Source organism: Lysobacter oculi (assembly GCF_003293695.1).
GTDB lineage: Bacteria > Pseudomonadota > Gammaproteobacteria > Xanthomonadales > Xanthomonadaceae > Solilutibacter > Solilutibacter oculi.
In genome coordinates this window covers 1,684,585-1,703,201 of record NZ_CP029556.1, presented here as the reverse complement: position 1 = coordinate 1,703,201, position 18,617 = coordinate 1,684,585, and the positions used below count along the sequence as shown (strand labels likewise).

The 18,617-nt window shown below is 70.1% G+C and carries 18 protein-coding genes, 1 other RNA gene and 1 pseudogene; 18 read left to right on the top strand and 2 right to left on the bottom strand.

Going from position 1 to position 18,617, the window contains the following annotated elements; genetic code table 11:
- Genes nrdR through thiL form a run of 7 tightly spaced genes read left to right on the top strand, consistent with a single transcriptional unit; the run spans nt 1 to nt 5,276 of the window.
- Complete coding sequence (nrdR, locus tag DCD74_RS08235) at nt 1–519, top strand: transcriptional regulator NrdR (RefSeq protein ID WP_112926886.1); 519 nt, start codon at nt 1–3, stop codon at nt 517–519.
- Entirely contained in the window at nt 516–1,616 is a 1,101-nt protein-coding gene (gene ribD, locus DCD74_RS08230) for a bifunctional diaminohydroxyphosphoribosylaminopyrimidine deaminase/5-amino-6-(5-phosphoribosylamino)uracil reductase RibD (RefSeq protein WP_112926885.1), read from the top strand. The genes nrdR and ribD overlap by 4 nt, the downstream gene beginning before the upstream one ends.
- A 31-nt stretch (nt 1,617–1,647) precedes the next feature.
- Nucleotides 1,648–2,247 carry a riboflavin synthase gene (locus DCD74_RS08225; RefSeq protein ID WP_112926884.1) on the top strand — a complete coding sequence of 200 codons (600 nt, stop codon included), beginning with the start codon at nt 1,648–1,650 and terminating at the stop codon, nt 2,245–2,247.
- On the top strand, nt 2,244–3,347 hold the full coding sequence (gene ribB / locus DCD74_RS08220) for a 3,4-dihydroxy-2-butanone-4-phosphate synthase (protein WP_112926883.1): 1,104 nt from the start codon (nt 2,244–2,246) through the stop codon (nt 3,345–3,347). Before DCD74_RS08225 ends, ribB begins: the two co-directional genes overlap by 4 nt.
- Nucleotides 3,348–3,378: 31 nt before the next feature.
- Nucleotides 3,379–3,846 (top strand): 6,7-dimethyl-8-ribityllumazine synthase, encoded by a 468-nt coding sequence (gene ribH, locus DCD74_RS08215; RefSeq protein ID WP_112926882.1) that lies wholly within the window; start codon nt 3,379–3,381, stop codon nt 3,844–3,846.
- Nucleotides 3,843–4,307 (top strand): transcription antitermination factor NusB, encoded by a 465-nt coding sequence (gene nusB / locus DCD74_RS08210; RefSeq protein ID WP_112926881.1) that lies wholly within the window; start codon nt 3,843–3,845, stop codon nt 4,305–4,307. Before ribH ends, nusB begins: the two co-directional genes overlap by 4 nt.
- Before the next feature lie 12 nt (nt 4,308–4,319).
- The gene (gene thiL, locus DCD74_RS08205; protein ID WP_112926880.1) at nt 4,320–5,276 is read left to right on the top strand and encodes a thiamine-phosphate kinase; all 957 of its coding nucleotides are present in this window, start codon (nt 4,320–4,322) and stop codon (nt 5,274–5,276) included.
- A 53-nt stretch (nt 5,277–5,329) separates the two neighbouring features.
- On the opposite strand, the gene DCD74_RS08200 is transcribed toward thiL, so the two are convergent.
- Nucleotides 5,330–5,701 carry a YraN family protein gene (locus DCD74_RS08200; RefSeq protein ID WP_112926879.1) on the bottom strand — a complete coding sequence of 124 codons (372 nt, stop codon included), beginning with the start codon at nt 5,699–5,701 and terminating at the stop codon, nt 5,330–5,332.
- Entirely contained in the window at nt 5,691–7,025 is a 1,335-nt protein-coding gene (locus tag DCD74_RS08195; RefSeq protein ID WP_112926878.1) for a penicillin-binding protein activator, read from the bottom strand. Before DCD74_RS08195 ends, DCD74_RS08200 begins: the two co-directional genes overlap by 11 nt.
- Before the next feature lie 122 nt (nt 7,026–7,147).
- On the opposite strand from DCD74_RS08195, the gene rsmI reads away from it, so the two are divergent.
- The 11 genes and pseudogenes from rsmI to murG form a co-directional block, all read left to right on the top strand.
- Nucleotides 7,148–7,978: a 16S rRNA (cytidine(1402)-2'-O)-methyltransferase gene (rsmI, locus tag DCD74_RS08190; RefSeq protein WP_112926877.1), complete on the top strand. Its 831-nt coding sequence runs from the start codon at nt 7,148–7,150 to the stop codon at nt 7,976–7,978.
- Nucleotides 7,979–8,007: 29 nt separating this feature from the next.
- Nucleotides 8,008–8,357, top strand: an RNA gene (gene rnpB / locus DCD74_RS08185) — RNase P RNA component class A.
- A gap of 337 nt (nt 8,358–8,694) precedes the next feature.
- A complete protein-coding gene (gene mraZ / locus DCD74_RS08180; RefSeq protein WP_112926876.1) occupies nt 8,695–9,141 on the top strand; it encodes a division/cell wall cluster transcriptional repressor MraZ in 447 nt (148 codons plus the stop codon).
- Nucleotides 9,138–10,091, top strand: coding sequence for a 16S rRNA (cytosine(1402)-N(4))-methyltransferase RsmH (gene rsmH, locus DCD74_RS08175; protein WP_112926875.1), 954 nt, complete (start codon nt 9,138–9,140; stop codon nt 10,089–10,091). Before mraZ ends, rsmH begins: the two co-directional genes overlap by 4 nt.
- Nucleotides 10,088–10,354, top strand: a complete 267-nt coding sequence (gene ftsL, locus DCD74_RS08170) for a cell division protein FtsL (protein ID WP_112926874.1) — start codon at nt 10,088–10,090, stop codon at nt 10,352–10,354. Before rsmH ends, ftsL begins: the two co-directional genes overlap by 4 nt.
- A 74-nt stretch (nt 10,355–10,428) precedes the next feature.
- The gene (locus DCD74_RS08165; RefSeq protein ID WP_237049702.1) at nt 10,429–12,210 is read left to right on the top strand and encodes a peptidoglycan D,D-transpeptidase FtsI family protein; all 1,782 of its coding nucleotides are present in this window, start codon (nt 10,429–10,431) and stop codon (nt 12,208–12,210) included.
- Nucleotides 12,207–13,679 (top strand): UDP-N-acetylmuramoyl-L-alanyl-D-glutamate--2,6-diaminopimelate ligase, encoded by a 1,473-nt coding sequence (locus DCD74_RS08160; RefSeq protein ID WP_112926873.1) that lies wholly within the window; start codon nt 12,207–12,209, stop codon nt 13,677–13,679. The genes DCD74_RS08165 and DCD74_RS08160 overlap by 4 nt, the downstream gene beginning before the upstream one ends.
- Nucleotides 13,676–15,055 (top strand): UDP-N-acetylmuramoyl-tripeptide--D-alanyl-D-alanine ligase, encoded by a 1,380-nt coding sequence (locus DCD74_RS08155; RefSeq protein WP_112926872.1) that lies wholly within the window; start codon nt 13,676–13,678, stop codon nt 15,053–15,055. The genes DCD74_RS08160 and DCD74_RS08155 overlap by 4 nt, the downstream gene beginning before the upstream one ends.
- Nucleotides 15,045–16,133 carry a phospho-N-acetylmuramoyl-pentapeptide-transferase gene (gene mraY, locus DCD74_RS08150; protein WP_112926871.1) on the top strand — a complete coding sequence of 363 codons (1,089 nt, stop codon included), beginning with the start codon at nt 15,045–15,047 and terminating at the stop codon, nt 16,131–16,133. The genes DCD74_RS08155 and mraY overlap by 11 nt, the downstream gene beginning before the upstream one ends.
- A complete protein-coding gene (gene ftsW, locus DCD74_RS08145; RefSeq protein ID WP_112926870.1) occupies nt 16,133–17,563 on the top strand; it encodes a putative lipid II flippase FtsW in 1,431 nt (476 codons plus the stop codon). The genes mraY and ftsW overlap by 1 nt, the downstream gene beginning before the upstream one ends.
- Before the next feature lie 17 nt (nt 17,564–17,580).
- Nucleotides 17,581–18,615, top strand: a pseudogene (gene murG / locus DCD74_RS08140) (undecaprenyldiphospho-muramoylpentapeptide beta-N-acetylglucosaminyltransferase); the annotation flags it as partial.
- Nucleotides 18,616–18,617 lie beyond the last annotated feature (2 nt).

The window sequence follows — 18,617 nt, the reverse complement described above, 5'->3', positions numbered from 1 at the left end:
TTGCACTGCCCTTTCTGCCAGCACAGTGACACCCGCGTGATCGATTCGCGCGTCAGCGATGACGGCGCGACGATCCGCCGTCGCCGCGAATGCGAGGCCTGCGGTGAGCGGTTTTCGACGATCGAAACCATCGAACTCAAGCTGCCGGTGATCATCAAGTCCGATGGCCGCCGAGAGCCCTTCGATGCCCGCAAGCTGCGCCAGAGCTTCGACCGCGCGTTGCACAAGCGGCCGGTGTCGGAAGAGCAGATCGAAGCGGCGGTGCGCGCCGTGGTCCACGGCCTGCGCATGACCGCCGAGCGCGAACTGCCTTCGCGCCGCGTCGGTGATTTCGTGATGGCGGAACTGCGCAAGCTCGACCAGGTCGCCTTCGTGCGTTTCGCCTCGGTCTACCGGTCGTTCGAAGACGTGGCCGATTTCCGCGAGGAACTGGACCGGCTGGAACGCGACCTGCCCGGTGAGGGCCAGCTGCCTTTGCTGGGTGGCCTGGCTGCGCGCAGCGAGAAGAAGCGCAAATGAGCGAAGGCTTCAACGAATTCGACCATGCGCTGATGGCCCGTGCCCTGCGGCTGGCCGAGCGCGCGCAGTTCACCGCCAAGCCCAATCCGATGGTCGGCTGCGTGCTGGTGCGCGATGGCGAGATCGTCGGCGAAGGCTGGCATGAGCGCGCAGGTGGCCCGCATGCGGAGATCGCCGCGTTGCAGGCCGCCCACGGAAACGCGAAAGGCGCGACCGCCTACGTCACGCTGGAACCCTGCGCGCATACCGGTCGCACCGGGCCGTGCGCGGATGCACTGGTGGAAGCGGGCGTGGCCAAAGTCATCGCGGCGATGCGCGACCCTTTCCCGCAGGTGGATGGCGCCGGTTTCGAGCGGCTGCGCGCGGCCGGCATCGAAGTCGCCTCCGGCCTGATGGAACCGCAGGCGCGCGCGCTCAACCGCGCCTTCTTCTCGCGCATCGAACGCGGCCGGCCGTGGCTGCGGGTCAAGCTGGGCGTGAGCCTCGATGGGCGCACTGCGCTCGCCAATGGCGAATCGAAATGGATCACCAGCGCCGAGTCGCGCGAGGACGTGCATCGCTGGCGCGCCCGCTGCGGTGCGTTGCTGACCGGCGCCGGCACCGTGCTGGCCGACGATCCGCACCTCACCGTGCGCCTGGCCGCTGGCGACGACTTCATCGCGCCGCTGCGCGTGGTGCTGGACCCGGGCCTGGCCACCGTCGCGCGCGGCAATGTGCGCGAGGGCGACGTGCCCACGCTCTATTTCCACGCGCCGGATGCCAAGCCGCCGCGTGACATCGCCCTGCAGCGCCACCCGGTGCCCCTGCAACGCGGGATGCTCGACCTGCCGGCGGTGCTGGCCGAACTCGCACGCCGCGAGATCAACGAGGTGCAGGTGGAAACCGGCGCGACGCTGGCCGGCGCCTTCCTCCACGCCGGGCTGGTTGACGAACTGCTGGTCTATGTCGCGCCGGTGTTGCTTGGCGATGCGGCGCGGCCGATGTTCGACGGCCTCGGCATCCAGTCGATGGCCGAGGCCTTCAAGCTCAGGATGCTCGACGTGCGCCAGGTCGGGCCCGACATGCGCCTGCTGCTGGCGCCGGAAAGCGCGGCGTGAGCATGGTGCACGCATGCCGCAGGGAGGACACATGTTCACCGGCCTGATCCAGGGCGTCGGGCGCCTGCGTGCGCTGGAGCCGCGCGGCGGCGACGTCCGCATCCACATCGACACCGGCTCGCTGCCGTTCACCGGCGTGGAGATGGGCGAGAGCATCGCGGTCAACGGCGTCTGCCTGACCGTGGTCGCTTTCGACGCGCGGTCCTTCGCCGCCGATGCCTCCACCGAAACGCTGGCGCTGACCACGCTCGGCGCCTTGCGCGAAGGCCAGCCGCTCAATCTCGAACGCGCGCTGCAGGCGCAGGACCGCCTCGGCGGGCATCTGGTCAGCGGCCATGTCGATGGCGTCGGCCGGGTGCTGGATGTGCACAAGGATGCGCGCGCCCAGCGCTGGCGTTTCTCGGTGCCCAAGGCGCTGGCGAAATACGTGGCGAAGAAGGGCTCGATCTGCGTCGATGGCGTCAGCCTGACCGTCAACGCGGTCGATGCGGAAAGCTTCGACGTCGCCCTCATCCCCCACACCGTGTCGCATACCGCCTTCGCCGAAACGCGGGTGGGCGATGCGGTCAATCTCGAAATCGATCTGGTCGCGCGCTACGTCGAGCGGCTGCTGCAGGAGCGTGACGCGTGAGTTTTGCTTCCATCCCCGAACTGCTTGAGGAAATCCGCGCCGGGCGGATGGTGGTCATCGTCGATGACGAGGACCGCGAGAACGAGGGCGACCTGATCATGGCCGCCGAACTGGTGCGGCCCTCCGACATCAACTTCATGGTCACCCACGCGCGCGGGCTGGTCTGCCTGTCGCTGACCCGCGAGCGCTGCCGCCAGCTGGGCCTGCCGCCGATGGTCCGCGACAACACCTCGCCGCACCACACCAATTTCACCGTGTCGATCGAGGCCGCCGAAGGCGTCACCACCGGCATCAGCGCCTATGACCGCGCGCATACCGTCCGCACCGCCGTGCGCCCGGACGCGACCGCCGCCGACCTCGCGCAGCCCGGCCACATCTTCCCGCTGCAGGCACAGCCCGGCGGCGTGCTGAGCCGCGCCGGCCACACCGAGGCGGCCAGCGACCTGGCGCTGCTGGCGGGCATGGAACCGGCCGGCGTGCTGGTGGAGATCCTCAACGCCGATGGCTCGATGGCGCGCCGCCCGGAGCTGGAAGTCTTCGCGCGCGAGCACGGGCTGAAGATCGGCTCGATCGAGGCGCTGATCCGCCACCGGCTGGAAACCGAGCACACCATCGAGCGCGTCGATTCGCGCGGGATCGCCACCGACCACGGCGCGTTCGTCCTGCATACCTACCGCGACCGGCTGACCCACGGCCTGCACTTCGCCCTGCAGCGGGGGGAGGCCGATGCGGCTTCGCCGGCGCTGGTGCGCGTGCAGATGCAGAACGTGCTGGCCGATGCGTTGCACTGGCAGCGCGAGGACTTCGGGCCGCTCGGCGGCGAGGTGCTGGCGGCGATTGCCGAGGCCGGGCAGGGCGTGCTGCTGCTGCTGGCCGAACCGGTGCCGCAGGCCGATGCGCTGCTGGCGCGGATCCGCAACGAAGCCGCCTCCCCCCCTCCCGCGCCGGCCGCCGAATGGCGACGCAACGGCGCCGGCAGCCAGATCCTGGCCGACCTGGGCTACCGACGCCTGCGCGTGCTCGGCACGCCGCGCAAACAGGTGGGGCTGGGCGGTTTCGGGCTGGAGGTCGTGGAATACGTGGCGCTGCCGCCGCGTTAAACTGGCCGGCCCGCGTTTTCCCGAGAGTCCGATGCCCAGTTACGAAGGCGACCTGCGCGCCCCCGAAGGTGCCCGCTTCGCGATCCTCGCCAGCCGCTGGAACGCGCGGGTGACCGAGGCGCTGATCGAAGGCGCGCGCAAGGCGATGGCCGACCACGGCGTGGACGAGGCCGATGTCGACGTCTTCCGCGTGCCGGGTGCCTGGGAAATCCCGGTGCTGGCCGAGCGTCTGGCGGCGAGCCACCGTTACGCCGGGCTGATCGCGCTGGGCTGCGTGATCCGCGGTGACACCCGCCATTTCGAACACGTCGCCGACGGTTGCTCCGAGGGCCTGATGCGGGTCGCGTTGAAGTACGGCCTGCCGGTGATGAACGGCGTACTGGCGGTGGAACAGGCCGAGGACGCCGAGGCCCGCGCCGGTGGCAGCCACGGCAACAAGGGCGAGGAGGCGGCGATGGTCGCCATCGAGATGGCCAACCTGCTGGAGCGCGCCGCATGAAGCCGAACCGCCGACCGCATGGCATCGACCCGGTGCATCGCACCCGTGCCCGCCGCCGCGCGATGCAGGCGCTGTACGCGTGGCAGATGTCGGGCGGCAACGCGCAGCAGGTGATCGCGCAGTTCGCCCATGAGCAGGCGCACGAGATCGCCGACCTCGAATATTTCGAAGACCTGGTGCGCGGCGTGATGCTGCATCAGGAAGCGCTGGATGCCGGCCTGGCCGCGCATCTGGACGACCGCAGCGTGGCGGAAGTGGACCCGGTCGAACGCGCGGTGCTGCGCATCGCCGCGTATGAGTTCAAGCATCGGCTCGACGTGCCCTACCGCGTCGTCATCAACGAGGCGATCGAGACCGTCAAGCGCTTCGGCGCCGAACACGCCCACACCTACGTCAACGGTGTGCTCGACAAGCTGGCCGCCGACTGGCGCGGCGTCGAGATGCAGGCCGCGCGCGGCTGAGCCACGCGCCGAATGGCCGGCGAATTCCAGCTGATCGACCGCATCCGCGCCCGCGTCGCGCGGCGTGGCGACGTGGTGCTCGGCATCGGCGATGACGCCGCCCTGCTGCAGCCGCCGCCCGGCCTGCAGCTGGCGGTCGCCACCGACACGATCAACATCGGCATCCACTTTCCGCCCGAGACCGCGGCCGCCGACATCGGCTGGAAGGCGCTGGCGGTGAACCTGTCCGACCTCGCCGCGATGGGCGCGCAGCCTGCCTGGTGCAGCCTGTCGTTGTCGATGCCCGACGCGGACATGGCCTGGGTGGACGGCTTCCTCGACGGTTTCAGCGCGCTCGCCGCGCAGCACGAAGTGGCGCTGGTCGGCGGCGACACCACGCGCTGGCCGCTGTCGGTGTGCGTGAGCGTGATCGGTTTCGTCGAAGCCGGCGCGGCGTTGCGGCGTGATGGCGCACGGCTGGGCGATGAGGTCTGGGTCAGCGGCACCTTGGGCGATGCGGCGGCGGCGCTGTCGTTCTGGCAACGCGGCATCGCGATGCCGGCTGCCCTGCGCGAACGGCTGGACCGGCCGCTGCCGCGCGTCGGTCTGGGGCGTGCGTTGCGTGACATCGCGAACGCCTGCATCGATGTTTCGGATGGCCTGTTGGCCGACCTTGGCCATGTCTGCGCGGCCAGCGGCGTGGGCGCGGAAGTGGAGGTCGATGCCTTGCCGGCCTCGCCCGCGCTGGCGGCGTTGGAGGTCGATGCCGACACCCGCCGTGACTGGCAGGCGACCGGCGGAGACGACTATGAGCTGTGCTTCACCGCATCGCCTAACCGCGCGGATGCGGTGATCGAAGCGGCGAAGGCTTCGGGCGTCGCGGTCACGCGGATCGGCCGGGTGGTGGCGGGCAGCGGCGTCAGCGCGCGGACCGACGCGGGCGACTGGCAGCCGGCGCGTGCCGGCCATGTTCATTTCAGCGGGCGCTGAATCCGTGTCCGACGCGGCTCACGCGCCGCGCGACATCGCAAGGAAAAGCCGCCTCATCCCGCATCGAACGCCGCCCGCAGCCATTGCATGTCCGGCGCCTGCGGATCGCCGGTGGCGCAGACCACATCGAAACGGCAGGGCAGATGCGCGTAGGCGCGATGCGCGGCCAGGTAGCGGGTGGCGGCGCGGATCAGCCGCCGTTGCTTGGCCGGGGTGACCGACGCCGCGGCCCCTCCGAAGTCCTCGCTGGCGCGGTAGCGCACTTCCACGAAGACCAGCGTGCCGCCGTCGCGCATCACCAGGTCGAGCTCGCCATCGCGATAACGCACGTTGGCATCGACCTGCTGCAGGCCGCGGCCGGTCAACAGTCGCGCGGCCGCCCGTTCCGCCGCGCTGCCGGCAAGGTGCCGGGCGTCAGCGGCCACCGAGCGGCACGGCGCTGCCGCCGCGCAGCACCGACCAGGTCGGCGCGCGCAGCAGGTTGCCGAAGCCGTCGAGCTGCAGGTTGCCGGTCGCGCCGGGCAGGGCGTCCTGCGGGGCGTTGGCCAGGCGTTCCAGGTAGGCAGTGATCAGCCAGGCGTCGTAGCCGAAGGCGAACAGGCGGGCCGCCGCGCCACGCGCGGTCGGGGTCAGCGCGCCGGGGTCGGACGGCATGCCGGGCAGGGCACGCGCGGCCAGCGATTCGCCGGGGAAGATGATGCCGTCGAGCAGCATCGCGTCCTCGCCCTTGCCGGGGTTGTTGGCGATCTGCGAGGCCGCCACGCGACGCGCCTTCGCCAGCGCGGGCTGGGCGTTGATCACCGGCATCGCGGCGCGGGCCTGGTCGCCACGGGCGGCGAAGTAGATCGCATCGACAGGCCCCTTGGCGGTGGCGGCGGCGAGCTCAGTGGCCAGCGCTTCGGGCGTGCCGCCGAGCGCGACGGAATCGATCACCTTGCCGCCGCGCGCCTGCAGGCGTTCGCGGAAGGCGGCGCTGGTGCGGCGCAGGGTGTCGTCGCCGCCGCCCAGCACCAGCACGTTGCGCGCGCCATGCGCGACCAGGTATTCGGCGGTGGCCGTGCCTTCGTCCTCCGGTGCCAGCGAGAAGCTCACGCTGCCCGGCGGCGGCGCCTTGCTGCCACGGTTGAGCGCCAGCACCGGCACCGGCAGCTCGCCCTGCGCGAACAGCGCGCCGACGTGCTCGCGGTCGAGCGGGCCGACCACGTAATCGGCGCCATCGGCCACGGCCTTCTGGTAGGCGGCGCTGGCGCCGGTGGCGGCGTCATAGAAGGTGATGGTCGGGCGCTGCCGGCGCTCGGCGTAATAGCCGGCCAGGAAACCGTCGCGGACCGGCTTGGCCGCCGCCGACAGGCTGCCGGAGATCGGCAGCAGGATCGCCACCTTGGCCGGCGGGCGGTAGCCGTCGCGGTCGGCCGGCGCACGGCCATCGAAATTGAAGCCGCGGCTGAAGGGATACGGTGGCTTCAGGCCGCGGGCCAGCATCGCGCGGCCGGCGAAGGGATACAGCGGGTCGTTCGCCGCCAATGCACCGGTCAGGCGCGACAGGGTGGCGTCATCCACCGAGCCCAGCAGGCTGTCGATGCGGGCGGCATTCGCACGCGCGTCGGCCTGCGCCAGCTGGTGGGCCTCGCGGAAGGCGGCCGACTGGACCTCGTTCTGGGCTGTCGGCGCCTGGGTCGGCGCGCTGACGCAGCCGGCCAGCCCGGCGATGCAGGCGGCAAGGACGAAATGCTTGAGGGCGAGGCGCATGGCGCGATCCTGTCGGAGACCGGTCGATTCTAGAGCGTGCCGCCGGCTTTGCCACGTGCAGGCCGCGCCGCCGGGCCGCGCACGGTATAACGGGCGGCCCCGTCGCGTGCCCGGAGTCCCGATTGAAGCCTGACAACGCCGGCATCCTGCATGTCGTCGCCACCCCCATCGGCAACCTGGGCGACCTGAGCCCGCGCGCGGTCGAGACGCTCAAGGCCGTCGCCGCGATCTGCGCCGAGGACACCCGCCGCACCCGCCCGCTGCTGCAGCAGTTCGGCATCGACACCCCGCTCATCGCCCTGCACGAGCACAACGAGGACGAGATCGCCGCGCGCCTGGTCGCGCGCCTGGCCGCCGGCGAATCGCTGGCCCTGGTCTCGGACGCCGGCACGCCGCTGGTCAGCGACCCCGGCTACCGGCTGGTGCGCGCCGCCCGCGAGGCCGGCATCCGGGTCTCGCCGGTGCCCGGCGCCAGCGCGTTGATCGCGGCCCTGTCGGTGGCCGGCCTGCCCAGCGACCGCTTCGCCTTCGAGGGCTTCCTGCCGGCCAAGGCGGGCGCCCGTCGCGAACGCCTGCAGGCACTGGCCGGCGAGCCGCGCACGCTGATCTTCTATGAGTCCTCGCACCGGATCGTGGAATTCATGGGCGATGCGGCTTCGGCCTTCGGCCCGGGCCGCCATGCCGTGGTCGCACGGGAACTGACCAAACTGTTCGAAACCGTGCTCGACGGGCCGCTCGGCGAACTCCGAAGCCGCATCGACATCGACCCCCACCAGCAGAAGGGCGAGTTCGTGGTGCTGGTCGAAGGCGCCGGCGACGATGGCGACGCCAGGCTGGCCGAAGGCCGCCGCGTCTACGCCAAGCTGGCCGAACACCTGCCGCCCTCGACCGCCGCCAAACTGGCCGCGGAACTGACCGGCGCCCCGCGCAAGGCGCTCTACGGCGGCGGCTGAGCGGCGCTTCGTGCCAGAATGCGCGCGGCGGAGCCGGCCAGACAGTCGCGTCATCCATACGGATGCCGAGGAAAGTCCGGGCTCCACAGGGTGCGATGCCAGGTAACGCCTGGGCGGCGCGAGCCGACGGAAAGTGCAACAGAAAGATACCGCCCAAGACTGCTCCGGCAGGACGGCAAGGGTGAAATGGTGCGGTAAGAGCGCACCGCGAGCCGGGCAACCGGCCGGCACGGCAAACCCCATCGGGAGCAAGACCAAATAGGGAGGCGATGTCGTGACCCGCGACGCCTCCGGGTAGGTTGCTGGAGCCCTGCAGCGATGCAGGGCCGAGAGGAATGACTGTCCACGACAGAACCCGGCTTACCGGCCGGCTCCGCCACTTTCCTCAGGCCGCAAAAATCGCGCATTCCGGCATCGGCCAGCGGGCGGAACGGCCGTTTGAAGCGGCGCGTCGGCCCCGCCTTCGTATTCATGAATCAAGCTGAACGGAGGGTGCCTGTCTCACGTTTTGAGACGGAACAAGGGCTTGTGGATAAACCTTCGTCCAAATTCTGAAGTTTGGCGCAAGTCATTGACGGGCTTGAAAAAAACCTGCCGGAACCTGTTGACAAGGCTGTGGGCGAATCCTATCGTGGCGGGAAGTGGGATATCCGGGGAATTTGTGGTTTCCTGTGTCATCCTGACGCCCCTCCAGAAGACCGCAGCCGCCTGACGACATGTTCCAGGGTGAGACCGCCATCACGATAGACGACAAGGGTCGTCTGACCATCCCCACGGCTCTGCGCGAGCTCGTGACGGAGGCGTGCGGCAACCGCCTGGTGATCACCTACAACCCGTTCGAGCCCGGCAGCCTCTTCCTCTATCCCTACGCGGAGTGGGAAAAGGCCCGCGACCAGATCAACGCGCTGCCGACCGTGGTTCTCGAACACCGCCGCCTGCAGCGGATGCTGGTGGGCTCGGCGGCGATCGTGGAGCCCGACGGCAGCGGCCGCGTCTCCATCCCGGCCAGCCACCGCGCCGCGGTCGGCATCGAAAAGAAGGCCGTGCTGCTCGGCATGGGCAACAAGCTGGAAGTGTGGAGCGAGCAGGCCCACCACGCGCAGATCCGCCAGACCATCGGCGACGGCAACATCAGCCCGCAGATGATGGAGCTGCGTTTGTGAGCGCGGCTGCGACCGTCGCCACACCCGCCCCCTCGCATCTCCCGGTGTTGTACGCGCAGGTGCTGGACGGTTTGCGCGTGCGCGCCGACGGCATCTACCTCGACGGCACCTTCGGGCGCGGCGGCCACGCGGCCGGCGTGCTGGCCCGGTTGGGCGAACACGGCCGCCTGCTGGTCATGGACAAGGACCCGACCGCGATCGCCGAGGCGCAGGCACGTTTCGGGGGCGATGCGCGCGTGGCCATCCACCACGGCAGCTTCACCGAACTGGCGGATTGGGAGGCGGCTTCGGCCGGGCTCGACGGCGTGCTGTTCGACCTCGGCGTGTCGTCGCCGCAGCTGGATGTCGCCGAGCGCGGCTTCTCGTTCGGCAAGGACGGCCCGCTCGACATGCGGATGGACGATTCGCGCGGGCAGAGCGCCGCCGACTGGATCAACCGCGCCGACGAGCGCGAGATCGCCGACGTGCTCTGGACCTATGGCGAGGAACGCATGAGCCGGCGCATCGCCCGCGCCATCGTGGCCCGCCGCGCCGAAGCGCCGATCACCCGCACGCTGGAACTGGCCGGGCTGATCGCCTCGGTGATGCCGCGCGGCAAGGACGGCATCCATCCCGCCACCCGCAGCTTCCAGGCGATCCGCATCCACATCAACCGCGAGCTGGAAGACCTGGAAGCCGGTCTGGCCGCCGCGCACGACGCGCTCAAGCCGGAAGGCCGCCTCGCGGTGATCAGCTTCCATTCGCTGGAAGACCGCATCGTCAAGCGTTTCATGGCGTCGAAGGCGAAGGCGCCGCCGACCGACCGTCGTCGCCCGGACACCGTCGCGTTCACTCCGACGCTGAAGCTGATCGGCGGCGCGATCAAGGCCGACGAGGCCGAAACCCGCGCCAATCCGCGCGCCCGCAGCGCGGTGCTGCGCGTGGCCGAGAAGTGGGGGGAAGCCGCATGAGCCTGCGCTTCATTGTCCTGCTGCTGCTCGCGCTCGACATCGCCACCGCCGTGGGCGTGGTGATGGCGCGGCATCGCCACCGCCAGCTGTTCGTCGAGCTCAACCGGCTGGAAAAGACCCGCGACGAACTCAACGTCGACTTCAGCCGCCTGCAGCTTGAGCAGGCGACGTGGGCCGAAAGCACGCTCATCGACCGCACGGCGCGCGAGCGCCTGGGCATGGTGCTGCCGAAGGCCGACGAGATCGTGGTGGTGCGCCCGTGAACCGCCCCGGCCGCCCCGACAACCCGCGCCGCGAGCGCCCGCAGCCGAACCGCAATGGCCGCCAGGGTTTCGATGTGCGCAAGCGCATCCTGCTGGTCGGCGGCGGGCTGGGCCTGTGCGCGATGGCGCTGGTCGGCCGCGCGGTGAACCTGCAGCTGGTCAACAACGAGTTCTACCAGAAGCAGGGCGACGAACGCTTCCAGCGCGAGGTGGAAATCGCCACCACGCGCGGCATGATCACCGACCGCAACGGCGAGCCGCTGGCGGTGTCCACGCCGGTCGAATCGGTGTGGGTGAATCCGCAGGAGCTGTCGAAGTCGCCGACCGGCATCCGCCAGCTGGCGCGCGCGCTTGAGGTCTCCGAAGACGAGCTGCGCCGCCGCGTGTCGCAGAAGGCCGACAAGGAATTCCTCTGGGTCAAGCGCCGCATCAACCCGGCCATCGCGCAGCGCGTGGTGGCGATGGGCATTCCCGGCGTGTACGCGCAGCGCGAGTTCCGCCGCTTCTATCCGCAGGGTGAGGCCTTCGCGCACGTGCTCGGCTTCACCAACGTCGATGATTTCGGGCAGGAAGGCGTGGAGCTGGCGCTCGATGACTGGCTGCGCGGCCAGCCCGGCCTGAAGCGCGTGATCCGCGACAACCGCGGCCGCATCGTCGAGAACGTGGACCTGCTGCGCGCGGCGCAGCCCGGCAAGGACGTGCGGCTGACCATCGACCGCCGCATCCAGTACCTGACCTATCGCGAGCTCAAGGCGATGATCGAGCAGAGCGGCGCGACCAGCGGCTCGGCGGTGGTGCTCGATGTCGAGACCGGCGAAGTGCTGGCGATGGCGAATGCGCCTTCGTTCAACCCCAACAACATCGGCAGCGCCTCGCGCGAGGCGCACCGCAACCGTGCGCTGACCGACCTGTTCGAGCCGGGCTCCACCATCAAGCCGCTGACCGTGGCAGCGGGGCTCGAGGCCGGCGTCATCAACGAGCATTCCACCTTCAACACCAGCCCGGGCTGGATCGCCAACGGCCGCTATCGCACCAGCGACACGCACAACTACGGCGTGCTCGACACCACCGGCCTGATCAAGAAGAGCTCGAACGTGGGCATGTCGCTGATCGCGCGCAAGCTCAGCAACCAGCAGCTCTACGACTTCTTCCACAAGTTCGGCTATGGCCAGCGCACCGGCATCGGTTTCCCGGGCGAGGCCGCCGGCCTGTTCGCGCCGCCCTCGCGCTGGGACGGCACCACCAAACAGACCATGTCCTACGGCTATGCGATCAGCGCCACGCCGATGCAGATCGCGCATGCCTACGCCACGCTCGGCAACGATGGCGTGTCGATCAAGCCGACCTTCATCAAGGATCAGCAGGGCGAGCGCAAGCAGGTGATCACGCCCGAGCTGGCGCACACGATCGTGCGGATGATGCAGACGGTCACCGAGCCCGGTGGCACCGCCACGCAGGCGGCGATCCTGGGCTATCACGTGGCCGGCAAGACCGGCACCGCGCGCAAGGCCAGCGGTGGCGGTTACTCGCGCCGTTACGTCGCCTATTTCGCCGGCCTGGTGCCGGTGCGCAACCCGCGTTACGCGATGGTGGTGGCGGTCAACGACCCGAGCCAGGGCTCGTACTACGGCGGGCTGGTCGCCGGCCCGGTCTTCCACAACGTGATGGAAGGCGTGCTGCGTTTGAAGGACGTGCCGCCGGACGACATCGAAAGCTGGATCGCCGCGCAGGCCAAGGGCGCCAAGAGCACCACCGGTGCGCCGGTGGCTGCGGTCGCCCGTCCCGCAACGCCCACTGCATCTGTCGCACCCGCTTTGCCGCAGCCGTTGCCGGAACCGCTGGAGGGGGCGCGATGAGCCGCACCATGCTGCTGACCGAACTGCTGCCGGATGTGCCGGGCATTCCCACCGGCCTGAAGGTCAGTGGGCTGGTGATGGACAGCCGCTCGGTGCGCCCGGGGGATGCCTTCGTCGCCATCGCCGGCTTCGGTGCGCACGGGCTCGGCTTTGTCGAGCAGGCGCGCGAGAAGGGCGCGGCCGCCATCCTGTTCGAGCCGCCGGCGCCGATCGGCCTGCCGGCCCCGGCGCATGCCATCGCGGTGCCGGACCTGCGCGCGCGCCTCGGCGCGATGGGCGATGCCTTCCACGGCGCGCCGTCGAAGGCGATGCGGATGATCGGCGTCACCGGCACCAGCGGAAAGACCTCGACCGTGCAGCTGATCGCGCAGTCGCTGGAAAAGCTTGGCCAGCGCACCGGCACCATCGGCACGCTCGGCGTCGGCCTGCATGGCGCGGAAGTCGCGACCGGCTTCACCACGCCGCTGGTGCTGCCGATGCACGCGGCGCTGGCCGGCCTACGCGATGCCGGTGCACGCGCGGTGGCGATGGAAGTCAGTTCGCACGCACTCGACCAGGGTCGCGTGGACGGCGTGCATTACGACGTCGCGGTGTTCACCAACCTCACCCGTGACCATCTCGACTACCACGGCAACATGGAAAACTACGGCGCGGCCAAGGCCAAGTTGTTCGCGCGCACCGGCCTGAAGGCCGCCGTCATCAACATCGACGATGCCTTCGGCGCGCGCCTGATGCAGTCGCTGCCGTCGAACGTGCGCGGCATCGGCATTTCCGCGTCGGGCAAGGCCGATGCGCAGCTGGCCGCGGACAACGTGGTGCTGGACGCGCGCGGCATCGCCTTCGACCTGCGCATCGATGGCCGCAGCCAGCGCGTGCAGTCGCCGCTGCTGGGCCGCTTCAACATCGACAACCTGCTGACGGTGGCCGGCGTGCTGCTGGCAGAAGGCCATGGCGTCGGTGAGATCGTCGGCGTGCTGGAGACGCTGCAGCCGGTCGCAGGGCGCATGAACCGCCTCGGCGGCGACGGCGTGCGGCCGCTGGTGGTGGTCGATTACTCGCACAAGCCCGATCCGCTGGAACAGGCGCTGCAGTCGCTGCGCGCGCACCTCAAGGGCGGCCTGACCTGCGTGTTCGGCTGCGGCGGCGAGCGCGACCGCGGCAAGCGTCCGCAGATGGCGGCGATCGCCGAGCGCCTGTCGGAAACCGTCATCGTCACCGACGACAACCCGCGTGGCGAGGATGGCGATGGCATCGTCGCCGAGATCGTCGCCGGCTTCGCGCACCCCGGACGCGCCCTTGTGCTGCGCGACCGCCGCGCCGCGATTGCCCGCGCGATCGGCGAGGCGGGCGCGGACGACATCGTGCTGATCGCCGGCAAGGGCCACGAGACCTATCAGGAAGTGAACGGCGTCAAGCACGCCTTTGACGACCTGGCCGTCGCCCGCGAACTGCTGGAGGCGCGCGCATGAAGCCGATGCCGCTTTCCGACGTCGCACGGCTGGCCGGTGGCCGGGTGGTGCGGGGCGATGCTGCGACGGTGGTCGAAGGCGTTTCCACCGACACCCGCACGCTGCCCGATGCCGATGGCCGCGCGCTGCTGTTCGTCGCGCTGAAGGGCGAAAATTTCGATGGCCACGCGCATGTCGCCGACGCGGCGAAGCGCGGCGCGGTCGCGGCGCTGGTGTCGAACGAAGTGGATGCGGAGGTGCCGCAGATCCTCGTCGCCAACACCGAACTGGCACTGGCCGCCCTCGCGCGCGGCCTGCAGCGCGAACGCGCGACCCGGGTGTTCGCGGTCACCGGCAGCAACGGCAAGACCAGCGTCAAGTCGCTGCTGCTCTCGGTGCTGGCGCAGGCCGGCGGCGCGTACGCCAACCCCGGCAACTTCAACAACGAGATCGGCCTGCCGCTGGCGCTGATCGCCGCGCCCGACGACGCGCGCTTCGCCGTCTACGAGATGGGCGCGGGCAAGCCGGGCGACATCCAGTACCTGACCGATATCGTGCGGCCCGATGTGTCGCTGGTGAACAACATCGCGCCGGCGCATCTGGAACGCATGGGCAGCCTGCTCGGCGTGGCCGACACCAAGGCCGCGATCTACGACGCGCTGAGTGCGGACGGCGTGGCGGTGATCAATGCCGACGACGCCTTCGCGCCGTACTTCGCCGAGCGCGCGCACGGCCGCCGCATCCTGCGCTTCGGGCTGGATGCCAGTGCCGACGTCAGCGCGCGCGACATCGCGCTGGACCGCGCCGGCTCGCGCTTCCGCCTGGTCACGCCGGTCGGCGATGCCGACATCGCGCTGGCGCTGCCGGGCCGCCACAACATCGCCAACGCGCTGGCCGCGGCCTCGATGGCGCTGGCCGCCGGGCTCGACATCGAACAGGTCCGTGCCGGTCTGCAGGCGGCGACGCCGGTGGCCGGTCGCGGTGTCGCGCGGCGGCTGGCGAACGGCGCCGAACTGATCGACGACAGCTACAACGCCAACCCCGGTTCGACGAATGCCGCCATCGACACGCTGGCCGCGGGCGGTGGCGAAGCCTGGCTGGTGCTGGGCGATATGCGCGAACTGGGCGATGACGAAATCGCGCTGCACGCCGAGGCCGGGCGTCGCGCCAAGGCCGCCGGCATCGCGCGGCTGTACACGATGGGGCCGCTGGCCGCGCACGCCGCCACGGCGTTCGGCGAAGGCGCCCATCACTTCGATACGCATGAAGCGCTGGCCGATGCACTGGCCGGCGGCCTGGGCGAAGGCGTGCGCGTGCTGGTGAAGGGTTCGCGCGGCAGTGCGATGGATCGCGTGGTCGCCGCGCTGCTGCAAGGGGAGGGCACCGATGCTGCTTGAACTATTCCGCTGGCTGGAACAGCTGCAGAGCCACTTCGGCCTGTTCCAGTACCTGACCTTCCGCGCGATCCTCTCGGCGCTCACCGCCTTGGCGCTGTCGCTGTGGTGGGGCCCGAAGGTGATCCGCTATCTGGCTTCGCTGAAAAGCGGCGGCCAGCCGATCCGCACCGACGGCCCGCAGTCGCATTTCTCCAAGGCCGGCACGCCGACCATGGGCGGCGCGCTGATCCTGATCACCATCCTCGCCTCGGTGCTGCTGTGGGGCGACTTGCGCAACAAGTACGTGTGGGTGGTGCTGGCGGTGATGGTGGGCTTCGGCGCCATCGGCTGGTGGGACGACTGGATCAAGATCGTCAAGCGCGATCCCAACGGCATGCGTTCGCGCACCAAGTACGCGCTGCAGTCGCTGCTCGGCCTGGCGGCCGGCATCTACCTTTACGCCTATGCCAGCGTGCCGGCGGCGACCACCTTCTACGTGCCGCTGTTCAAGTCGGTGGCGCTGCCGCTGGCCGGGATCGGTTTCGTCGCCATCGCCTACTTCTGGATCGTCGGCTTCTCCAACGCGGTCAACCTGACCGACGGCCTGGATGGCCTGGCGATCATGCCGACGGTGCTGGTGGCCTGCGCGCTGGGCGTGTTCGCCTATGCGTCCGGCCACGCGGAATTCTCCAAGTACCTGCAGATCCCGGCGGTGCCCGGTGCGGGTGAGCTGCTGATCATCTGCACGGCGATCGCCGGCGCGGGGCTCGGCTTCCTCTGGTTCAACACCTATCCGGCCATGGTGTTCATGGGCGACATCGGCGCGCTGGCGCTGGGCGCGGTGCTCGGCACGCTGGCGGTGATCGTGCGCCAGGAACTGGTGCTGGTGATCATGGGCGGCATCTTCGTCATCGAAACGCTGTCGGTGATGATCCAGGTCGGCAGCTTCAAGCTGACCGGCAAGCGCGTGTTCCGGATGGCGCCGATCCACCACCACTTCGAGCTGAAGGGCTGGCCCGAGCCGCGCGTGATCGTGCGCTTCTGGATCATCTCGGTGGTGCTGGTGCTGGTCGGCCTTGCCACGTTGAAGGTGCGCTGATGGACGGCCGCCACGACACCGCCGCCAGCCGCCAGGCGACCCGCTTCGACGCGATCCAGGGTCGCTTCGATCCGTGGCTGCTCGGCTGCATGCTGGCGCTGGCCGCGCTCGGCCTGGTGATGGTGGCGTCGAGTTCGCTGGCGATCGCCGAGAGCCGCGACCTCTCGCCGCTGTACTACTTCAACCGCCATGTGATGTATCTCGGGCTGGGCATCGTGCTGGCCGCCGTGGTGATGACGCGGGGCGACATCCGCGGCATCGAACAGCACAGCCGGCTGCTGCCGATCATCGGCATCCTCATCCTGCTGCTGGTGCTGGTGCCGGGCATCGGCCACACGGTGAAGGGCGCGCGCCGCTGGGTCAGCCTGGGGCCGATCGGCTTCCAGCCGGCCGAGGCGGTGAAGCTGGTGCTGATCGTCTGGCTGGCCAGCTACCTGGCGCGCTTCTCCGAAGAAGTGAAGGGCACCTGGACCGCGATGTTCAAGGCCTTCGGCGTGGCCGCCGCGTTCTCGGTGATCCTGCTCGGCGTGCAGAAGGATTTCGGTACCACCGCGCTGGTGCTGGCGATCACCGCCGGCATGATGGTGCTGGGTGGCGTGAACATGCCGCGCATGGTGCTGCCGGCGCTCGCGGCCATTCCGCTGCTGGCACTGATGATCCTGCTGGAGCCGTACCGCGTGGAGCGCATGGTGTCGTTCCGCAACCCGTGGGCCGATCCGTTCGGCAGCGGCTACCAGCTGACCAACGCGCTGATGGCGGTCGGTCGCGGCGAATTCTGGGGCGTGGGGCTGGGCGGCTCGGTACAGAAACTGTCCTACCTGCCCGAGGCCTATACCGACTTCATCATGGCGGTGATCGCCGAGGAGCTCGGCTTCGTCGGCGTCTGCACGGTCATCGCGCTGTACGCGGGACTGGTCGGGCGCGCGTTCTGGCTGGGCCTGAAGTGCGTCGAGATGCGCCGTCATTTTTCCGGCTACCTGGCGTTCGGCATCGGCCTGTGGATCGCGCTACAGGCGTTCGTGTCGATCGGCGTGAACCTGGGCCTGCTGCCGACCAAGGGCCTGACCCTGCCGCTGATTTCCTCCGGTGGTTCCAGCATCCTGGTGACGTGCGTGGCGATGGGGCTTCTGCTGCGCGTGTCGTGGGAGTTCGAACGCGCACGCCGCCAGGTCGCCCTGCGCCGCGAAGCCTCGATGCCGAATACCGCCGCCGCGCCCGTGGCCGAAGCCACCAAGCCGGTGCAGCCCGCCGCCACCCCGGTGCGCGAAGCCGCCAGCGTGGCCGCCGATGCGCTGGCCGAAGCCGGTGACCGCACCCGCGCCACGCTCGCCCGCCTGCTCGACCGCATGCCGCGCAGCGCCGGCGGCGATGCCGCGCGCACGCGTCGTTCGCGCATCGAGCCCTCGTTCGGAGGCGCTTCCGGCCAATGAACCCGAACGCGCCCGTGATGATCCTGGCCGGCGGTACCGGCGGCCACATCTTCCCCGGCCTCGCCGTGGCCAAGGCGTTGCGCGCGCGTGGCGTGCCGGTGCTGTGGCTGGGTGCGCACGGCGGCATGGAAACCCGGCTGGTGCCGCAGCACGGCATCGACATCGACACCATCGCGGTCAGTGGCGCGCGCGGCAAGGGCGTCGCCAAGCTGCTGCAGCTGCCGTTCGCGCTGATCGGCAGCGTGCGGGCCGCCGGCGCCATCCTGCGCCAGCGCCAGCCGCGCGCGGTGGTGAGTTTCGGTGGTTTCGCCGCGGGGCCGGGTGGCCTGGCCGCGAAACTCGCCGGCATCCCGCTGCTGGTACACGAACAGAACCGCGCCGCCGGGCTCACCAACCGCGTGCTGTCGAAGCTCGCCCGCATCGTCATGACCGGCTTTCCCGGCACCTTCGATGGCGAGCGCGTGGTCGGCAATCCGGTGCGTGAGGAGATCGCTTCCCTGCCGGCCCGCGATGCCACGCCCGCCGCGCCACTCAGACTGCTGGTGCTCGGTGGCAGCCAGGGCGCGCGCGCGTTGAACACCGCGCTGCCCAAGGCGCTCGCCAAACTGCCGGCCGGTGCTTTCGACGTGCGCCACCAGTGCGGCGAAAAGATGCTCGATGACGCGCGCAAGGCCTACGCCGATGCCGGCCTCGCCGTGCAGCCGGAAGCCTTCATCGCCGACATGGCCGCCGCCTATGCCTGGGCCGATGTGGTGGTCTGCCGCGCCGGTGCGCTGACCCTGGCCGAAGTCTGCGCCGCCGGCGTGCCCAGCGTGCTGGTGCCTTTCCCGCAGGCGGTGGACGACCACCAGACCCGCAATGCCGAATACCTGGTCGAACGCGGCGCCGCCGTGCTGGTGCCGCAGAGCGACGCGCTGGCCGACCTGCTGCACGCGCAGCTCGCGGTGTTCGCCGCCGGCCCCACGCGCCTGCAGGCGATGGGCCGGGCCGCGCGCGCACTGGCCAAACCCGATGCCGCCGAACGCGTGGCCGACGCCGTGATGGAGGTGGCGAA